The organism is Pseudomonas sp. ASL9, from assembly GCF_056680335.1.
Genome location: NZ_CM155277.1, coordinates 5,214,626 through 5,231,502, shown reverse-complemented (window position 1 = coordinate 5,231,502; position 16,877 = coordinate 5,214,626). Strand labels below are relative to the sequence as shown.

The window sequence follows — 16,877 nt, the reverse complement described above, 5'->3', positions numbered from 1 at the left end:
CCTTTTTGTTAACGTCAAATGGCCAAAGGACGCAACACCACCGCTCGGCTAAGCCCCCACTGCTGTCAGTTCAAAACAGAAAATAGCGCCTTTTCCGGGCACCGACAGCAGGCGAATCTGAGCGTCGTGCAATTGCAAAATGCGCCGAACGATCAGCAGACCGAGCCCTCCTGAGCGACGGTCGCCCGCCTGACTGAAAGGCCGCCGGAACAGATTTTCCAGGAGTCGCGCAGGAATACCCGGCCCGGTATCGCTGACCGTGACGATGACTTTGCCCGCCTCATGCTTGAGCGCCACCTCGATGGTTCCGCCCGATGGGGTATGCCGGATCGCATTGTCGATCAGGTTGGTCAGTACACGCTCGATCATGCCCAGATCGGCCGACACCATGGACGACGAGCGCGGTAATACAGCCACCAGCCGTGACTGTCTGGCTTCGGCCATCAATTCGAATTTCTGAAAAACGTCCTGGATCAGGTCGGAGAGCGAGAAGTCTTCGACAACCAACTGCACTGCGCCATGTTCCAGCCTGGCCAGCTCGAATAAGGCCAGCGCCAGTTGGCGTACATTGTCGCTCTGACTCAGGGCCGCAGCGAGATAGCGCTGCCGTTCGGCCTCGCTCAGCGTTGCACCTTTGAACGAGAGGGTTTCCAGATAGCCATGCAACGACGCCAGCGGCGTGCGCAGGTCATGGGAAATATTCGCCACCAGTTCGCGTCGGTCTTGATCCAGCTGCGTCAGCGTGCGCCATTGCTCAGCAATGCGCGCAGCCATCTGGCTAAAACTGGTCTCAAGCACGGCTATTTCATCGCGTCGGCTGGCCGTATCTTCTGCGGTTACCGGCAACGCGACCGGTTCCGCCTGGGTATCGAAATGGCGCATGGTGTTGGTCAGGCGCCGCAGCGGCCGGGTAATCAACCGAAACGCCATCAGCCCCGCCACAAGACCCAGCAGCGCGACCAGCGCCATGGACCACAACGTCGTGCGTAGCACCGAGCTGGCGGCCACCTGAGCTGAAATGCGGTCATGAGCCTCACCCATCAGCACCACGTAGAGGTAGCCCAGATCCTGGCTGCCATCGTGCAGCGCGGCGACGCTGAACACCTTTTGACCGTCGACACTGCGCGGATCGTCGCCGAGGATTGGCAATGGCTGTCCATCCAGCAAGCGGTGCAGAGGGTTGAGATCGACGTGGTCCCGCTTCAGATGACCGGCTGGAGCATCATCGCCGGTGATACGGCCGGCGCTGTCCAGCAAGTAGACTTCGACGCTGGGATTGACGTTCATTAACTTGCTGAACAGCCTGCGGATGTCCTCCACCTTGAGATTGCTGGCGCCGATCATGTTGTTGTCGCGGGCGATACTGTCGGCCAAACCACTCGACAAGCCTTGCACCACTTCCTTTTCATGCAGGTCGTTGGCGCGGATCTGCAACCAGGCCGACGCACCACAGCAGGCCAACAGCAAGATCGCGAACGCTACGGACAGGCGTTGTAATAGCGTCAGGTTCATTCAGGAGGCCTCACGCGGTCCGGCGAAAAACGATAACCCAGGCCCCAAACGGTCAGGATACGGCTGGGTTCCGCCGGATCAGCTTCGACTTTTGCGCGCAGACGATTGATGTGGGTGTTGACGGTGTGCTCATAACCGTCGTGCTTGTACCCCCACACCTGATTGAGCAAGTCCATGCGTGAAAAAACCTTCCCGGGATTTTTCACAAAGAAATACAACAGGTCGAATTCACGCGGTGTGAGTTCAAGGTATTTACCATCGACCCCGGCCTGACGCGTCACTGGGTCCAGCGTCACCCCGTTTAGCTCGATCTTGCCGGCGACCGTCCTCATGTTTTTTTCCAGGGCGTCCACCCTGCGCAGCAGCGCCTTGACCCGTGCCGCCAGTTCCAGCATCGAAAACGGTTTGGCCAGATAATCGTCGGCACCGAGTTCGAGCCCAAGCACGCGATGCATTTCGCTGGACCGGGCACTGGTGATGATGATTGGCGTATAGCGAGCCATGGCACGGGCTTGTCGGCAGATTTCAAGACCGTCCACGCCGGGCAGCATCAAGTCCAGGATCAGGGCATCCCAGCCACCTTGTTCAAGCTGCGCCAACCCCGCATTGCCATCGGCGCAATGCGTCACTGCGTAGCCTTCGTCCTGCAAATGCAGGCGCAACAAGCCGGCGAGCTGCAGGTCATCTTCGACAATCAATACACGTTTGGGCGCATCCATTATCAGCCTTCTGGAATGAGTGGTTCCGGCGCACAGGGGACGCGGCGGGACCGTCATTGTGCAAGATTCCTGCGAATCCGTTTATCACAATTAATTTAACTTTACGTGAGGACTTGGTGACTGCGCGCGAAAAACAATGACACACCACCCACTCCTTCCAAGTGAACGCTATGCAATCCAGACGATGGTTTCTTTTTTGTGGCTCGGCCGGCGTCGCCTTGGCGGCGACAGGACTGCTCAACTGGCGGGCCCTGGCCGCGACGCCGGCAGGAACGGCCAGTGCTGGCGAAGTCTTCGAGGTGTCCCACACCGAGGCCGAGTGGCGCGCGCTGCTCACGGCAGATCAATTCGAGGTGCTGCGCCACAGTGCAACCGAACGGCCGGGCAGCAGCCCACTCAACAATGAGCACCGAACCGGGCGCTTTTCCTGTGCCGGGTGCCAGCTTGAGTTGTTTTCCTCCAGCACCAAATTCGACAGTCACACGGGCTGGCCAAGCTTTTACGCCCCGCTCGAACATGCCGTCGCAGAAACCCGAGATACGTCGCTTGGCATGGCCCGCACCGAAGTGCACTGCCGTCGTTGTGGCGGCCATCTGGGCCATGTGTTCGATGACGGACCTAAACCGACCGGGCTGCGCTATTGCATGAACGGCATCGCCATGACATTTGCGCCAGGTCTGACTTGAACCCCGACTCAACCCACAGCAACTGAAAAAGGACTGGGCCCCATGCTATTAATCATTTTGTCGTATTTGGGCGGTGTGCTGACCATTCTCAGCCCCTGCATTCTGCCCGTACTGCCCTTCGTTTTCGCCCGCTCCGGCGAACCGTTCCGGCGCAGTGGCCTGCCGCTATTGTGTGGCATGGCGTTGACATTCGCGGCGGTCGCCACCCTGGCGGCCGTCGGTGGTGGTTGGGTGGTGCAGGCCAACCAATATGGACGCTGGCTCGCCATCGCGCTGATGGCGTTCTTCGGTTTGACCCTATTGATGCCCCACTTGGCTGAGCGCCTGACACGCCCGCTGGTCTCCGCGGGTGACCGACTGTCCCAATCGGCACAAACAGCGGGAGGCCCACCCAGCGTCAAGTCTTCGTTTCTACTCGGCGTGGCCACCGGCCTGTTATGGGCGCCCTGTGCCGGTCCCATCCTGGGGCTGGTGCTCACTGGCGCGGCGCTGCATGGCGCCAGTGTTGGCACAACCCTGTTGCTGTTGGCTTATGCCGCTGGGGCAGCCACCTCGCTCGCCTTTGCCTTGCTCATCGGCGGCAAGCTGTTTACAGCCATGAAACGCTCACTGGGCGCGGGTGAATGGCTGCGTAAAGGCCTGGGTATCGCCATGCTCTGCGGCGTCGTCGCTATCGCCCTCGGGCTGGACACCGGGCTGCTGACAAAAGTGTCCACCGTGGCGACAGCCGGGCTCGAGCAAAAACTGCTCAATACCCTGTCACCGGTTGCACAGAATGAACGCAGTCCGGGTAATGGCATGATGAGCGTGGGCCTTAAGGACGTCGCCGCCTCGGCCCTGAACCTGCCCGTAGAAGGCTCGTTGCCCGACCTCTCCGGCGCGGTTACCTGGCTGAACTCTGCACCGCTCACCGCCGCAGAGTTGAAGGGCAAGGTCGTGCTCATCGACTTCTGGACGTATTCCTGCATCAACTGCTTGCGCAGCCTGCCGTACGTCAACGCGTGGGCGAAGAAATACCATGATCAAGGTTTGGTGGTAATCGGCGTGCACGCACCCGAATTTGCCTTTGAACGAGACGTCAATAACGTGCGCAAGGCGGTGCGTGATCTGGACATTGACTACCCGGTCGCCCTCGACAATGACTACGCGATCTGGCGTGGTTTCAACAATCAGTACTGGCCCGCGCATTACTTTATCGACGCCCAGGGCAACATTCGTTACCACCATTTTGGCGAGGGTGATTACGCGCAGTCAGAGCGCGTCATCCAGCAATTGTTGGCTGAAGCCGGTCATAAAAATATTGCCAGTGACATGGTTACTGCGGCCGATGCTCAAGGCGTCCAGAAAGCAGCAGACGATGCCGAAGTGAGTTCACCCGAAACCTATCTGGGCTACGCGCGGGCACAGAACTTCGCATCCATGGGCGATGAGGTGGCCGACAAGGCGCAGACCTATGTCGCTCCGGTGCAACTGAATCTGAACCAATGGGGCCTGGCCGGCAAATGGACCGCCAAGCCCGAGCAGGTCAGGCTCGAACACGCGCCAGGCCACATCGTCTATCGCTTTCATGCGCGGGATTTGCACCTGGTCCTGGGCCCAGGGCCCGACGGCAAACCTGTGCGCTTTCGGGTCAGCATCGATGGCGCCGCACCCGGTCAGGATCACGGCACCGATATCACACCCAATGGGGACGGTACGGTGACCGAACAGCGCCTTTATCAACTGGTACGCCAGACAGGCCCCATTATCGATCACACCTTTGCCATTGAATTCCTCGACCCAGGCGTCCAGGCCTACGCGTTCACGTTCGGTTGACCACGTGGTTCTGCCGTCACAACGTGCGATTTTCTCAATGATGACAGTGAGGATGAAAGAAATGAGTACTTCTACAGTGGGCGAAAAGAGATCGCTTTCCTGGTTGCCCTTGAAACTGGCTGGCGTCAGCCTGATCACCGTGCTCCTGGGCTTGTCGCAATCCGCGTGCTCGGCCGAAAAAGCCGTTGCCATCGCTCCCCCCACCCTGGATGAGCCTGTCGGCACCGCCCACAGCGAAGTGGCCGTATTAGCCGGCGGATGCTTCTGGGGCGTTCAAGGGGTGTTTCAGCATGTGCGCGGCGTCGAGAACGCGGTGTCCGGTTACGCGGGCGGCGCCGCCAACACAGCAGAGTACGATCAGGTTGGCGCTGGCGACACCGGGCACGCGGAGTCGGTACAAATCACCTACGACCCGACAAAAATCACTTACGGACGCGTGTTGCAGGTGTTCTTCTCAGTGGCCCACAACCCGACCGAATTGAACAGACAAGGCCCTGACAGCGGCACCCAATACCGCTCGGCCATTTTCCCGCAGAACCCGCTGCAGGAAAAAATCGCCAAGGCCTACATCGCCCAACTTGACGCATCCAAAGCGTTCAACGTACCGATCGTCACCCGGATTGAAACCAACAAAAGCTTCTACCCGGCCGAGGAATACCACCAGAACTACCTGACCCTTCACCCGAGCAGTCCCTACATCGCCATCAACGACTTGCCCAAAGTAGAGAATCTCAAGCAGATGGAGCCAACCCTTTATCGCGCTGATCCGGTGCTGGTCGGTAAAGGGCTGTAAGGAGTGCCAGCGACAAAAGCTTCGCAAACAAGTTCGCCCCTCAAACAACGCATAACTTATTGAAAAACAAAGAATAAATCTTATTAAATTTTCAGCCAAAACGCTGATCCCCTGTAGGAGCTGCCGAAGGCTGCGATCGCCCCGGGGTCGCGTCCGACGGAACCGGTCGCTCTCTTGAGACCGCTGAAGGTCGTGCCAACCTTCTCGCAGCCTTCGGCAGCTCCTACAGTGTCCAGTGCTCACTGAACAGGCTGAGTTTTTCAGCAAGATTGATGGCTTGGTACGGGGTCTGGCTAGAGGATTCCGTGTGCATGGCGATGCTTCCCAACGTCAATGAACCTTGAGTCTAAGAGCGCGAGATTGGCCTCGTCTTGTACGATCGTGCAGCGGTGAGCCCGGTGCGCCGCCCGCTATCGAGCGCCGAGCATCTTCAACCAGCGCCCCGGCGAAATGCCGTAGGTCCTGACGAAATGCCGAGTCATATGGCTTTGATCGGAGAACCCGGCTATCGCCGCTGCATCGGTCAGCGAATGGCCCTGAGTCATCATGCGCCGAACCTGATCGAGACGGCGCAGGGTCAGGTAGCGGTAGGGACTGGTGCCAAACAGCGCACGAAAATCTCGCGACAGGCGCCATCGATCCCGTCCACTCACTGCCTCCAACTCGCTGAGGGTGACGTTGTGTTGCCATGACGCCAGAATAAACTCACGCGCTTTTTGTGCGGCCGGGTAATCCACGATTTGCCTGGCCGTATGCACGCCCGATGCGGCTTGCAACGCCGTGGCCAGGTCAAACAGGGCGTCGTCCATTTCCAGCGGATCGATCGCGCACGCCATGTCCTGAAGCAAGACCTGAGTCGCCGCAAAAAGACCCGGATCGCCGCTGATACCACCCTTGATATAGGGCAACGGTTTGCCCCCCAGCACCTGCTGCAAGTGGGCCGGTTCGACATAAAACATGCGGTAGTGAAAACCGTCCTCGGTACCTGCGTGCCCGTCATGGGGCTCGTCGGGATGCAATACCATCGTCCGGCCAGGCAGGCTGTGCTGCAGGTTTTTGCCGTAATTGAAGCTTTGCACACCGGACAAGGTCCGGCCGATGGCGTAGGTATCGTGCCGATGCATCTCATAACCATGGCCGTGAAAAAAAGCTTCAATCCGCTCCAGCTTCGGTGATTGTGTGGCGCGCAGCACCCAGTCTTTTCCAGACGCTACGGATGAATCGCCGGTTGTGTGTTTACCCATGGTGAAGACTCAGGACCGAAGGCACGAATGGCACTACTGATAACATGTTTTTCGATTTACGTTGAAAAAGAGCTGTACGCCAACCCCAAACAGGTTAAGCCTGCGCACTAAGGCCAACCCATCGACTGACGACCCACAACGCGGAGAGCCGCCATGCCGACGTTATTTTTCTCGCGCCTCAAGGCCCGCTGGTTGACCCTGCTGTGCATGACGCTGGTGATACTCGGCATGCCGTTAAGTTGTTCCGTGCTTGAGCACGAGGAACGCAAGCTGCTGTTCCAGATCGAGCCAGGCACCGCCAGTTGGTACCACGGCTTGCCCGCTGATGTTCAAGAGCTCGAACTCAAGACGCCGAGTTTCGGCGACTCGCAAAACATTCATGCCTGGTGGTGGCCCGCAGCTCAAGCCAAGGCCCCTGCTGTGCTGTACCTGCACGGAACACGCTGGAACCTGACCGGTCAGTTTTTTCGCATCGAGCAATTGCATGCAATGGGCTTTTCAGTCCTGGCTATCGACTACCGTGGCTTCGGCCAAAGCCTGGGATCGCTACCGTCGGAGACCACCGTGTACGAGGATGCGCGCATCGCCTGGACGCGCCTGAAAGTCTTGCAGCCAAACCCTAATAAACGCCTGCTTTATGGCCATTCGCTGGGCGGTGCCGTGGCGATTGATCTCGCGGCCGAACTGGGTCGCGACGCTGAACGTGACGGCGGTAAAAAACAGGCGCGGGGGCTGATCATCGAGTCCACCTTCACCACCCTAGCTGACGTGGCGACGGCTGTCGCCAACACGTCGTTTCCAGTGCGATGGTTGTTGTCGCAAAAGTTCGATTCCATCGACAAAATCGCTGAGATCCACATGCCGGTGCTGATCGTGCACGGCACGGCTGACCCCTATGTACCGTCGCGTTTCAGTGAAGAGCTGTACCAGGCCGCGCAGGAGCCCAAACGCTTATTGCTGGTCCCTGGAGGCACGCACAACAACAGCATGAGCCTGGGGGGTGAGGCGTACAGCCAGGCGATTCAAACACTGTTGAAATCCGGCAGAACACCTGTCCACGCCGCAGCCCCGGTAGAGAAACTGTTCGTCCTCAAACAGAACGCCACTGCCGGGTAATCTCGCACCGCTCATCGACTCCTCGTCTTCCTCACGACAACCTGTCGAATTACACCTTGATCAAACGACTAGAAGGTAGCTACATGATTCGACAGACGAGACAACTACAGGGGCGATAGGGGCACAACAGCCACGGCGCCCAGGCAGAGGGAGAACACATCATGAATACAGGTTCCGTCACACAACCCACTGTGGAACAACCCAACGTCGTGTCGCGTGAAGAATGGCTGGCGGCACGCAAACAACATCTGCTCCATGAAAAGGCCTTCACTCATCAGCGTGACCAACTCAGTGCCGAGCGCCGCGCCCTGCCCTGGGTCAAGATCGACAAGGAGTACGTGTTCGAAGGTCCGAATGGCAAACAAACCCTTGCCGAGTTATTCGGCCACAACAGCCAATTGGTCATCTACCACTTCATGTTCGGTCCCAGCTGGAAAGAAGGTTGCCATGGCTGCTCATTCCTCGCCGACCACTTCGATGGCGCCAACCTGCACCTGGCTCATCACGATATTTCGATGGTGGTGGTTTCGCATGCACCCTGGAGCGAATTTCAGGCGTTCAAGCGCCGCATGGGCTGGCACTTCAATTGGGTCTCGTCGGCGGGATGCGATTTTAATGAAGACTTCCAGGTCTCGGCCGACCGCGAGCAGATCGACGCGGGCAACGTCACCTACAACTACGAGACCAGCAAAGATGCCGGTGAGGAAATGCCCGGTCTGAGCGTGTTCTACAAGGACGCCTCAGGTGAGATTTTCCACACTTATTCGACTTATGCACGCGGTCTGGACATGCTGGTCGGCGCCTACAACTTTCTCGACCTGACGCCTAAAGGCCGCAACGAGAAAAGCAATATGGACTGGATGCGGCATCACGACCGCTATGAAGACGCAGCGGGAGACAGCGCCTCCAGTTGCTGCGATGCCGATGCCCCTGCGCATTAACGCTTCTTGAACAAGCGCTTAACAAACTGCTTTTTAATATTTAAAAAACAATGAGTTGGCGCTGGGTCTTGGGTGTATATCCCGAATGTGTGGTGGCTGGACTTATGGTTTCGCTTTTACAGCGAGGAACCTTTTTCAAACGCCAAAAAGGTCCCGCCAAAAGGCTTGCCGGTATGACTCACCCACATAGGTAACAATTCAGTTCAAGCACATAGGTAACAGTTTTTAACTGGCAGGGTCGATTTTGAGGATCTGACCATGCCGTGGCGAGAGCTGAAACCTATGGACCTTAAAGTGATGTTCATTGCCGACTATCTGTCTGCTCGACTCAATTTCAGCCAGCTGTGCGCAGCTCACAGCATCAGCCGTAAAACGGGCTATAAATGGGTCGCGCGCTACAACGCGGACAGCACGAACGGCCTGGCGGAAGGCAGTCGAAGTCGACATTCTCAAGCTCATGCAATTCCTTTTGCGATTCGACAAGCCATTGTGGAGCTGCGGTCCAAAGGGCAGACAACTCCCGGCCCGAAGAAAATCCAGGCGGCGCTGATCGAGCGCTACCCGGATCAACTTCCGCCCTCGAAGACCACCATCTACAACATCCTAAAGAAGGCGGGTCTGGTCACGCCAAGGCGCTTGCGTCAGCGGGTTGCGGCCTATGCCAGGCCTCTTAAAAAAGCTGATACCCCCAACCAGTTGTGGAGCGCCGATTACAAAGGCCAATACCTTACGGGAGAAGGCATCTGGTGTTACCCCTTGACCGTTATGGACCACGCCAGCCGCTTCCTGCTGGGCCTGTGAAAGCATGCCGAGCAGGAACCTCAAGGAGGCCAAGGCGACCTTTGAGCGCCTGTTCAGGACGTACGGTATGCCTGAGCGTATCCGCACTGACAATGGAGTTCCCTTCGCCAGTGCTGGGCGCGCGGGCTTGTCTCTGTTGTCCATATGGTGGCTTCGCCTGGGCATTATTCCAGAAAGAATCCAGCCGGGCCGGCCTGAGCAGAATGGCCGCCATGAGCGGATGCATCGCACGCTTAAAAGTACTTTCGTGCGACCACCGGAACTTGAATGGGGTGCACAGCAAAAGCATTTCAACCTCTTCATGCACCACTATAATCACGAGCGTTTCCATGAAGCTTTAGGGCAAAAGACGCCTGGGTCTTGCTACACAAACTCAGCACGGGTTTATCCAGAAAAACTGCCTGAGATGAAGTATCCAAGCCACATTCAAGCCTACGTGGTGGACGCGAGCGGCATAGTGAACAGGGACGGGCTTAAGGTGTACGTAGGCAATGTTCTCAAGCGTGAAATAGTAGGGTTTGAGAGCATAAACGAAGGCGCGTGGGACGTAATTTTTGGTCCGATTACGCTGGGACGTTTTTAGGAAAAGGACGCCAAGGATGGCTATGTAGCACTGAAAGTAATATCAAAAGACTGATCGGGTGTTACCTATGTGCCTGTACTTTTGTGTTACCTATGTGGTTGTCCCGTACATTGCCCCTCCATGCGGATCCTCGCTTAGGCTCTGATTTCCCTCGCTCCGGCGTTGCTCCGGGGGTCGCCGCAAGGGGCCGTCCCTGGCCCCGTGCGGCTTACTCGGCGTCCTTGCCTCGTTACCCCCTGCGCAACGCCTGCGCTCGGCCTTCTGGAAAAGGGGCCTTGCCGTAATTCGAGAGTCAATTCACTCAAAAGTCAAAGTCAAATCAAGACCCCAGTGGGAGTGAATTTATTCACGAAGGCGGCTTATCTGACACGCCATCAATCACGACGCACAAATCACAACCCGGTTTGCTGCGTGACAGCGCTGTGTCGAAGACGGGAATGACCCTCCTACAGGCTCTAGAACCTCACATCAACACATACAACAGCACGATATTGACCACCAGCATCCCCAGTGCCGTGGGGATCTGGGCTTTGATCACCGCGTACTTGTCCGGTAACTCCAGCAACGCCGCAGGGACGATGTTGTAGTTGGCCGCCATCGGTGTCATGAGCGTTCCGCAGTAGCCGGAGAACATGCCAATGGCGGCCATCACCGCTGGATTGGCGCCGTACATGCCGACCAGTACGGGCACGCCAATGCCACCTGTCATCACCGGGAACGCCGCAAAACCATTGCCCATGACAATGGTGAACAGCGCCATACCCAGCACGTAGACCATCACCGCCACCAGACGGAAATCGAGGTTGATGTACGCCGTGGCCAGGTGCGCCACAGCCTTGCCGACACCCGCATCGTTGAACAGCAACCCGAGCATGGCGAGCATTTGCGGCAGTACCAGCGCCCAACCCAGGGCTTCAGTCAGACGGCGCGATTCACGCATCGCCTGCACTGGCGTATCGCGGGTCAACCAGCAGGCCAACGCCAGCGCGATCAGGCAGCCGATGCCCAGCGAAACAAAGGTGCTGTTGGCCGGATCAAGCAAAGCCACGTCGCCAAATTTGACGTTTTTCAGAAAGACCGCACCGATCACTGTCACCAGCGGAATCGCCAGCGCCGGAATGAACAGTTTGTTGCCTAAACGCCCGGCACTCGCCCGGCGTGCCTTGTCGGGCAGGTCTTGATGCTTGCCCATACCAACCCCGCCACACCCGGCGATGGCGGCCATCAGCAGTACGCCGACCCCGACCAGCGCTGGCGGCAGCCGCTCGCCCACCAGAAATGCAATGCTGAACAGGCCCCAGAACAAGCCAGTGCTCCAGCGTTTCGGATTACTTTTATCGGTGAGCGTCATGACCGTGGTGATCGCCAGAATCACCCCCGCTAACCAATACAGGTATTGAATGGAAATGATCATTGCGCGGCCTCCTTCACAGCCGGATTGGCGTGCAGCTCACGACCTAACCGGCGATCAAAGCGATGCAGCCGTATGGCATGAATCACGAACGCGCAAAATGCCGTTGGCATCCCCCAGAACGCGATGTGCATTGGGTCGACATCGATCCCTGACCCCAGCAGAAAGGTGTGCATCAAGGCAATAGCGCCAAAGGCGACGAAAATGTCTTCGCCGAAAAACAGCCCGACGTTGTCCGTTGCCGCGCATAGCGCCAATAATCGAAAGCGCACTGCGTCCGGCAACTTACCGAAACGCGCCTCGGCAGCGCCTTCAGCCATGGGCGCCAACAGCGGGCGGACCATCTGCGGATGCCCACCCAGGCTGGTCAGACCCACCGCAGCGGTGGTTTCACGGACAAACAGGTAAGCGATCAGCAGGCGTCCAACCGTGGCGCTCTGGAACCGCGCAATCCAGTTTTGCGCATGCAGACGCAGGCCATGGCGCTCAAGCAGGCCGATGACTGCCAGCGGCAACAGGATGATCAGCGGCAACGTACGGGTTTTAATAAACCCGTTGCCGATGGTCGAGAGAATGGTATCCAGCGGCATGCTCGCGGCGAAGCCGGTAGCCAAGGCCGCGAGGGCGACCACCAGCATCGGATTGAAGCGCAGCACGAAGCCAATGACGATGACCAGTACGCCCAGGAGCGGCCAGAGATTGATAGCGGTTTGCATAATAAGGATCTCTTTCCGTTGTGTTGTTATTCGTGGAGTCCTCTTTCACTCTTCAGCAATTTTTCGGTACGCCGAGGGCGGCGTCCAACGAGAAAAAACCGCTATGCCCCATAAGAATTTCTGTAGAGGTTGTGGCATACAACCTGCAATTTCCAAGGGTATGCAGGCCATGGCGATAGGGCGCTGTTCACCTTATTTCTGCGGCATGCACAACCGCGACACCTTTAACAGCAAGGAATCAACTCGGTGAATCTCAAATTTCTGGAAACCTTCGTATGGGTCGCCCGCCTGAAAAGTTTCAGGCTAACGGCAGAGAAACTGTTCACCACCCAGGCGTCTATTTCCAGCCGCATCGCCACGCTGGAGGATGAAATGGGCGTGCGCCTGTTCGTTCGTGATTCCAAGGGGGTTTCGCTGACCACCGAAGGTTTGCGCGTGCTGGAATACGCCGAACACATCATGGACACGATGCAGAGCATGAAAGACGCGATCAAGGACCCGCGACAGGTACGCGGGCGGATTCGTATCGGGGCGATGGATACGGTGATACACACCTGGCTCAGCCCTTTGGTAACACGCCTGATGAAGTGTTACCCGGCGCTGGAGATCGAACTGACCGCCGACACTGCCAGCAACCTGTGCGTGCAGTTGGAAAAGGGTTATCAGGACATTATTTTCCAGACCGATGTGCTGCGTTTCGACTCGGTACGCAATACGCTGCTGGCCCGTTACCCCATGCATTGGGTTGTACCGACCGGCTCGGCCTACGACCGGCCTTATGCCTCACTCGAAGAGCTGTCGCTGGAGCGCATCGTGACGTTTTCGCGGAACTCACGACCGCATCAGGACATCCTTAACATGCTGCACACGGCCAACATCGTGACACCCCGAATCAACTGCGTGAACTCAGCCTCAGCCATCACCCGCCTGGTGCGTGACGGTTTCGGCATCGGTGCATTGCCTGCGGCGCTGGTGCGCGGCGAACTGGCACAGGGCGTGCTGACCCTGATCAATGACGTCCCCCTGCCGCCTGCCATGGACATCGTCGCCAGTTGGCGAACCGGCGCGGGTATGGAGCTGGTTGAGGACATCGTCAGCCTGACCCAGGAAGTCGTTGGCCAATTCGCAGTGCAGATGCCCCCGGATACTTCGTACTACGTGTTGATCGGGACGTTGTTGGAGTCATCGATACGCTGAGCGTTCGTTATCCATGGGGTAAAAGCCTGAGCAGTGGGCGTGTTTCACCTGTGTAACAGCCCAATAAACACTTCTCCGGGCTCTGTAAAATTCAAGTAAAGCCCATTTCCTTTCGTGGCATTTTGGATTAATTCTGAATAACTGCTTTCAGATTACCTGGAGCTCATCATGAGCCACATTCAAATCGGTATGCTCGCCTTGTTCTGCATTGCCGTTCTGGGGCCCCTCAATTTCTACTTTGATTTTTTGCGCGCAGAGAAGGCAAAAAAAGACAAATAGGCGGGCAGGTTCCAGGTTTATACCTTCAGGATGCGCCCACTTACGGCGACACCCAGTAGCAACACGGCGATGATCAGAAAGGCCAGGTTCAGGCTGCTGGCGTGAGCAATGAAGCCGATAAGCGCCGGACCGGCAAGGATGCCGGCGTAGCCCAGCGTGGTGATGGCCGGGACGGCAACGTTTTCTGGCATGACCTTTTGTCGTCCGACGGCGCTGTAAAGCACCGGAACAATGTTGGAACACCCGGCGCCGACAAACGCATAGCCCAGCAACGTCGCGTCCCAGGCCGGGACCAGCGTGGCCAGTGCCAGCCCCGCCGCAGCGCACAGACCACCGAGAATGATCACGCGATTGGCCCCGACCCGGCGAACGATGGCATCGCCGAAAAACCGGCCGAGGGTCATGGTCAGGGCGAACACCGCATAGCCCAGTCCGGCATAAGACGGATCGACGTTGCGCATAGAACTGAGGAAAACCGCACTCCAATCGAGCATTGCGCCTTCGGTGAGGAACACGGTGAAGCACAGCAAGCCAATAAACAGCACCACACCGTGGGGGACCGCAAACGCCGGGCCATCACTTTCGCCGCCGTAGGTAAGGAAGTGCGGCGAAGCCCTGAGCAGTGCGATGACCATAAAGGCAACCACCACCCACATCGCGATCAACGGCGAAGCGCCCACGCTGAGCAAACCGCTGACGCCGCCGGCACCGATAATTCCACCCAGACTGAACAGGCCATGAAAGCCCGACATCATGGTCTTGCCGCTGGCCCGCTCGACGATAATCGCCTGAATATTCACCGTGCAGTCCAGCGCGCCCATGCTTGCACCAAACACAAACAGCGTCGCCACCAGCAACGGCAGGCTGGAGACCGTCGCCAGCAACGGCAGGCACAGACAGACCAATACGCTCGACACGATCAATACACGGCGACAACCGAACCGGGCAGCGAGTACCCCCGCCAGCGGCATGGCGATGATCGAACCAACGCCCAGACACAGCAGCAACAGCCCGAGGGTACCGTCATTCAGCCCGATACGGGCCTTGGCATACGGCACCAACGGTGCCCACGCGGCGACGCCGAAACCGGCGATAAAAAACGCGATACGCGTGGACAGCTGCTCCATTCGGCCAGGGATAACCGGCGCAGCGATGTTGATGGAAGTCATGCAGCGTCCTTCGAAAACGTCAGGCAGTTCCAACCTGGCAATCGACGTAGCCTAACAAAGCTCGCAGCTTAACCAAATAGGACCGCATACCTTCTGTGGGAGCTGGCTTGCCTGCGAACGGCTTGATGCAAAGCAGACTCAAGCCACCCAAGGCGACGTGCGGATGATGTCGACAAAGTTCAGCGGCTTGAAGCCTGGCACGCTGTCCACCAGTACGTCAGCGTTGACGGTACCGAACGTAGTGTCGGGTTTATCTTTGAAGCCGTTGGCGAAGGCGCAGAGGATGCATTCCTTGAAGCCATCACCACGTGGGTGTGCATGCACCACCGCTTCACGCTGCACCGTTGAGAACTCGGCGTAATCGATACCCAACACGTCCATTTCGACCCCGGCGGTCACCAGCGCCACGTTCGGCCGCAGATGTGGCGGAACGCCCGGCGTGGTGTGCAAGGCAATCGACAACCAGACCTGCTCCATATCACCTTCGGACAGTCCGAACGGTTTTATGAAGGCACGGGCCGCGTTGGCGCTGTCCACTTCAAAACGTTCCGTTTTACTGCGGTGGCCTTCGACCAGCCCCAGGTCGTGGAACATCGCACCGACGTAGAGTTGTTCGGCGTCGTACTTGAGGCCTTTGCGTTCGCCACTCAAAGCACCGAATAAAAAGACCCTACTCGAATGGTGAAACAGCAGATCGGGTTCGTTATCACGAATGTACTCAGCGGTCGCCTTGGCCAGGGCGCTGTCGGGGATTTTGATACCGGCAATGGTGTTGGTCATGGTGGCGTTCCTCAGACTATCGCACCTGTATGGAGCGACTGGGACCAGTCTCAACCAGAGGGGTGTGGCCCACAATCGGCGCGGTGTCACGTTATCTGCCAAACGTCCGTCATATCCTGCCATGACGGATCGGCTAGACTGTGCGCCCCTTCTCTCGGGGTCAAAACCTGAGAGTTCCTTCATCAAACAAGCACCCTATAAGCTTGAGAACACGTGAGAATGTTGTGTCAAAAGGCGTTGTGTTGTCCGTTACGGCCTCGATCCTGTTCGGGGTTCTGTATTTCTATACATCGCTGCTGACGCCGTTGAGTGGCGAAGAGATCTTCGGCTGGCGCATGCTGCTCACCGTGCCTTGCGCAACCCTGTTCATGCTTATCAGCGGTGACTGGCGGCTGGTTCACCAGATAGGCCGACGCTTGCGACAAAAACCGGCGTTGCTGATCGGCATGCTGCTGTCTTCGATCCTGCTGGGCGTGCAACTCCTGCTGTTCATGTGGGCGCCGTTGCATGGCCGTAGCCTGGAAGTGTCACTGGGGTATTTTCTATTGCCGCTGACGATGATCGTTACCGGCCGAATCGCCTATGGTGAACACCTGTCCCGCCTGCAAAAAATCGCCGCTTTTTTTGCCCTGATCGGGGTCGTCAATGAGCTGCATCGGGTCGGCAGTTTCTCTTGGGAAACCCTGTTGGTGGCCCTCGGTTATCCACTGTATTTCGTGCTACGGCGCAGGTTGGGCAACGATAACCTCGGCGGGCTCTGGTTCGACATGGCCCTGCTGCTGCCCATCGCAACCTGGTTCATCCTCAATGGTGACCCCAGCGCGGTCGCCGAACATCCACGGCTGTACCTGTTGATTCCGCTGCTGGGCATGATCAGCGCCTCGGCACTGGTCAGCTATATTCTCGCGAGTCGCATGCTGGCGTTCAGCCTGTTCGGCCTGCTCAGTTATGTCGAGCCCGTACTGCTGGTCGGCGTCGCCTTGCTGCTGGGGGAAAGTATCGGCCGTGATGAGTGGCTGACGTACTTGCCTATCTGGGCAGCCGTGCTGGTGTTGGTGTTTGAAGGCAGCAAGCACTTGCTGGCTCACCGCCGCAGAAATATCTCGTGAGGTATT

14 protein-coding genes and 1 pseudogene are annotated in these 16,877 nt (G+C 57.8%); 8 read left to right on the top strand and 7 right to left on the bottom strand.

The window, feature by feature from the left end; genetic code table 11:
• Positions 1-48 precede the first annotated feature (48 nt).
• Both AC1ME2_RS24220 and AC1ME2_RS24215 read right to left on the bottom strand, forming a co-directional pair.
• On the bottom strand, positions 49-1,512 hold the full coding sequence (locus tag AC1ME2_RS24220) for a sensor histidine kinase (protein ID WP_480437474.1): 1,464 nt from the start codon (positions 1,510-1,512) through the stop codon (positions 49-51).
• Complete coding sequence (locus tag AC1ME2_RS24215) at positions 1,509-2,231, bottom strand: response regulator transcription factor (RefSeq protein WP_480437472.1); 723 nt, start codon at positions 2,229-2,231, stop codon at positions 1,509-1,511. Before AC1ME2_RS24215 ends, AC1ME2_RS24220 begins: the two co-directional genes overlap by 4 nt.
• Before the next feature lie 170 nt (positions 2,232-2,401).
• On the opposite strand from AC1ME2_RS24215, the gene msrB reads away from it, so the two are divergent.
• From msrB to msrA, 3 genes are all read left to right on the top strand, one after another.
• Positions 2,402-2,917, top strand: a complete 516-nt coding sequence (msrB, locus tag AC1ME2_RS24210; RefSeq protein WP_480437470.1) for a peptide-methionine (R)-S-oxide reductase MsrB — start codon at positions 2,402-2,404, stop codon at positions 2,915-2,917.
• Between the two features lie 42 nt (positions 2,918-2,959).
• Entirely contained in the window at positions 2,960-4,732 is a 1,773-nt protein-coding gene (locus tag AC1ME2_RS24205; protein ID WP_480437469.1) for a cytochrome c biogenesis protein DipZ, read from the top strand.
• Positions 4,733-4,793: 61 nt separating this feature from the next.
• Positions 4,794-5,525, top strand: coding sequence for a peptide-methionine (S)-S-oxide reductase MsrA (gene msrA / locus AC1ME2_RS24200; protein WP_480437468.1), 732 nt, complete (start codon positions 4,794-4,796; stop codon positions 5,523-5,525).
• A 410-nt stretch (positions 5,526-5,935) separates the two neighbouring features.
• Here the strand turns inward: msrA and AC1ME2_RS24195 are convergent, their stop codons facing one another.
• Positions 5,936-6,769: an AraC family transcriptional regulator gene (locus AC1ME2_RS24195; protein WP_480437467.1), complete on the bottom strand. Its 834-nt coding sequence runs from the start codon at positions 6,767-6,769 to the stop codon at positions 5,936-5,938.
• 153 nt (positions 6,770-6,922) lie between these two features.
• Here AC1ME2_RS24195 and AC1ME2_RS24190 point away from each other — a divergent pair, with 153 nt between their 5' ends.
• The 3 genes and pseudogenes from AC1ME2_RS24190 to AC1ME2_RS24180 all read left to right on the top strand — a co-directional run bounded on the left by AC1ME2_RS24190 (position 6,923) and on the right by AC1ME2_RS24180 (position 10,210).
• Entirely contained in the window at positions 6,923-7,885 is a 963-nt protein-coding gene (locus tag AC1ME2_RS24190; protein ID WP_480437465.1) for an alpha/beta hydrolase, read from the top strand.
• Between the two features lie 161 nt (positions 7,886-8,046).
• Positions 8,047-8,826 carry a DUF899 domain-containing protein gene (locus AC1ME2_RS24185; protein WP_480437463.1) on the top strand — a complete coding sequence of 260 codons (780 nt, stop codon included), beginning with the start codon at positions 8,047-8,049 and terminating at the stop codon, positions 8,824-8,826.
• Positions 8,827-9,084: 258 nt separating this feature from the next.
• Positions 9,085-10,210 (top strand): annotated as a pseudogene (locus tag AC1ME2_RS24180) (integrase core domain-containing protein).
• A gap of 463 nt (positions 10,211-10,673) precedes the next feature.
• Here AC1ME2_RS24180 and AC1ME2_RS24175 read toward each other — a convergent pair.
• Together AC1ME2_RS24175 and AC1ME2_RS24170 are read right to left on the bottom strand one after the other, a co-directional pair.
• The gene (locus AC1ME2_RS24175) at positions 10,674-11,624 is read right to left on the bottom strand and encodes a DUF979 domain-containing protein (protein ID WP_480437460.1); all 951 of its coding nucleotides are present in this window, start codon (positions 11,622-11,624) and stop codon (positions 10,674-10,676) included.
• A complete protein-coding gene (locus AC1ME2_RS24170; protein WP_480437459.1) occupies positions 11,621-12,337 on the bottom strand; it encodes a DUF969 domain-containing protein in 717 nt (238 codons plus the stop codon). Before AC1ME2_RS24170 ends, AC1ME2_RS24175 begins: the two co-directional genes overlap by 4 nt.
• A gap of 246 nt (positions 12,338-12,583) precedes the next feature.
• Between AC1ME2_RS24170 and AC1ME2_RS24165 the strand changes: the two genes are divergently transcribed.
• Positions 12,584-13,534, top strand: coding sequence for a LysR family transcriptional regulator (locus AC1ME2_RS24165; protein WP_480437458.1), 951 nt, complete (start codon positions 12,584-12,586; stop codon positions 13,532-13,534).
• 296 nt (positions 13,535-13,830) lie between these two features.
• Here AC1ME2_RS24165 and AC1ME2_RS24160 read toward each other — a convergent pair whose 3' ends face one another.
• Together AC1ME2_RS24160 and AC1ME2_RS24155 are read right to left on the bottom strand one after the other, a co-directional pair.
• Positions 13,831-14,982 (bottom strand): MFS transporter, encoded by a 1,152-nt coding sequence (locus AC1ME2_RS24160; protein WP_480437456.1) that lies wholly within the window; start codon positions 14,980-14,982, stop codon positions 13,831-13,833.
• Positions 14,983-15,120: 138 nt separating this feature from the next.
• Positions 15,121-15,762, bottom strand: a complete 642-nt coding sequence (locus tag AC1ME2_RS24155) for an HD domain-containing protein (RefSeq protein ID WP_480437455.1) — start codon at positions 15,760-15,762, stop codon at positions 15,121-15,123.
• A 224-nt stretch (positions 15,763-15,986) separates the two neighbouring features.
• Here AC1ME2_RS24155 and rarD point away from each other — a divergent pair, with 224 nt between their 5' ends.
• Positions 15,987-16,871 carry an EamA family transporter RarD gene (rarD, locus tag AC1ME2_RS24150; RefSeq protein WP_480437454.1) on the top strand — a complete coding sequence of 295 codons (885 nt, stop codon included), beginning with the start codon at positions 15,987-15,989 and terminating at the stop codon, positions 16,869-16,871.
• Positions 16,872-16,877 lie beyond the last annotated feature (6 nt).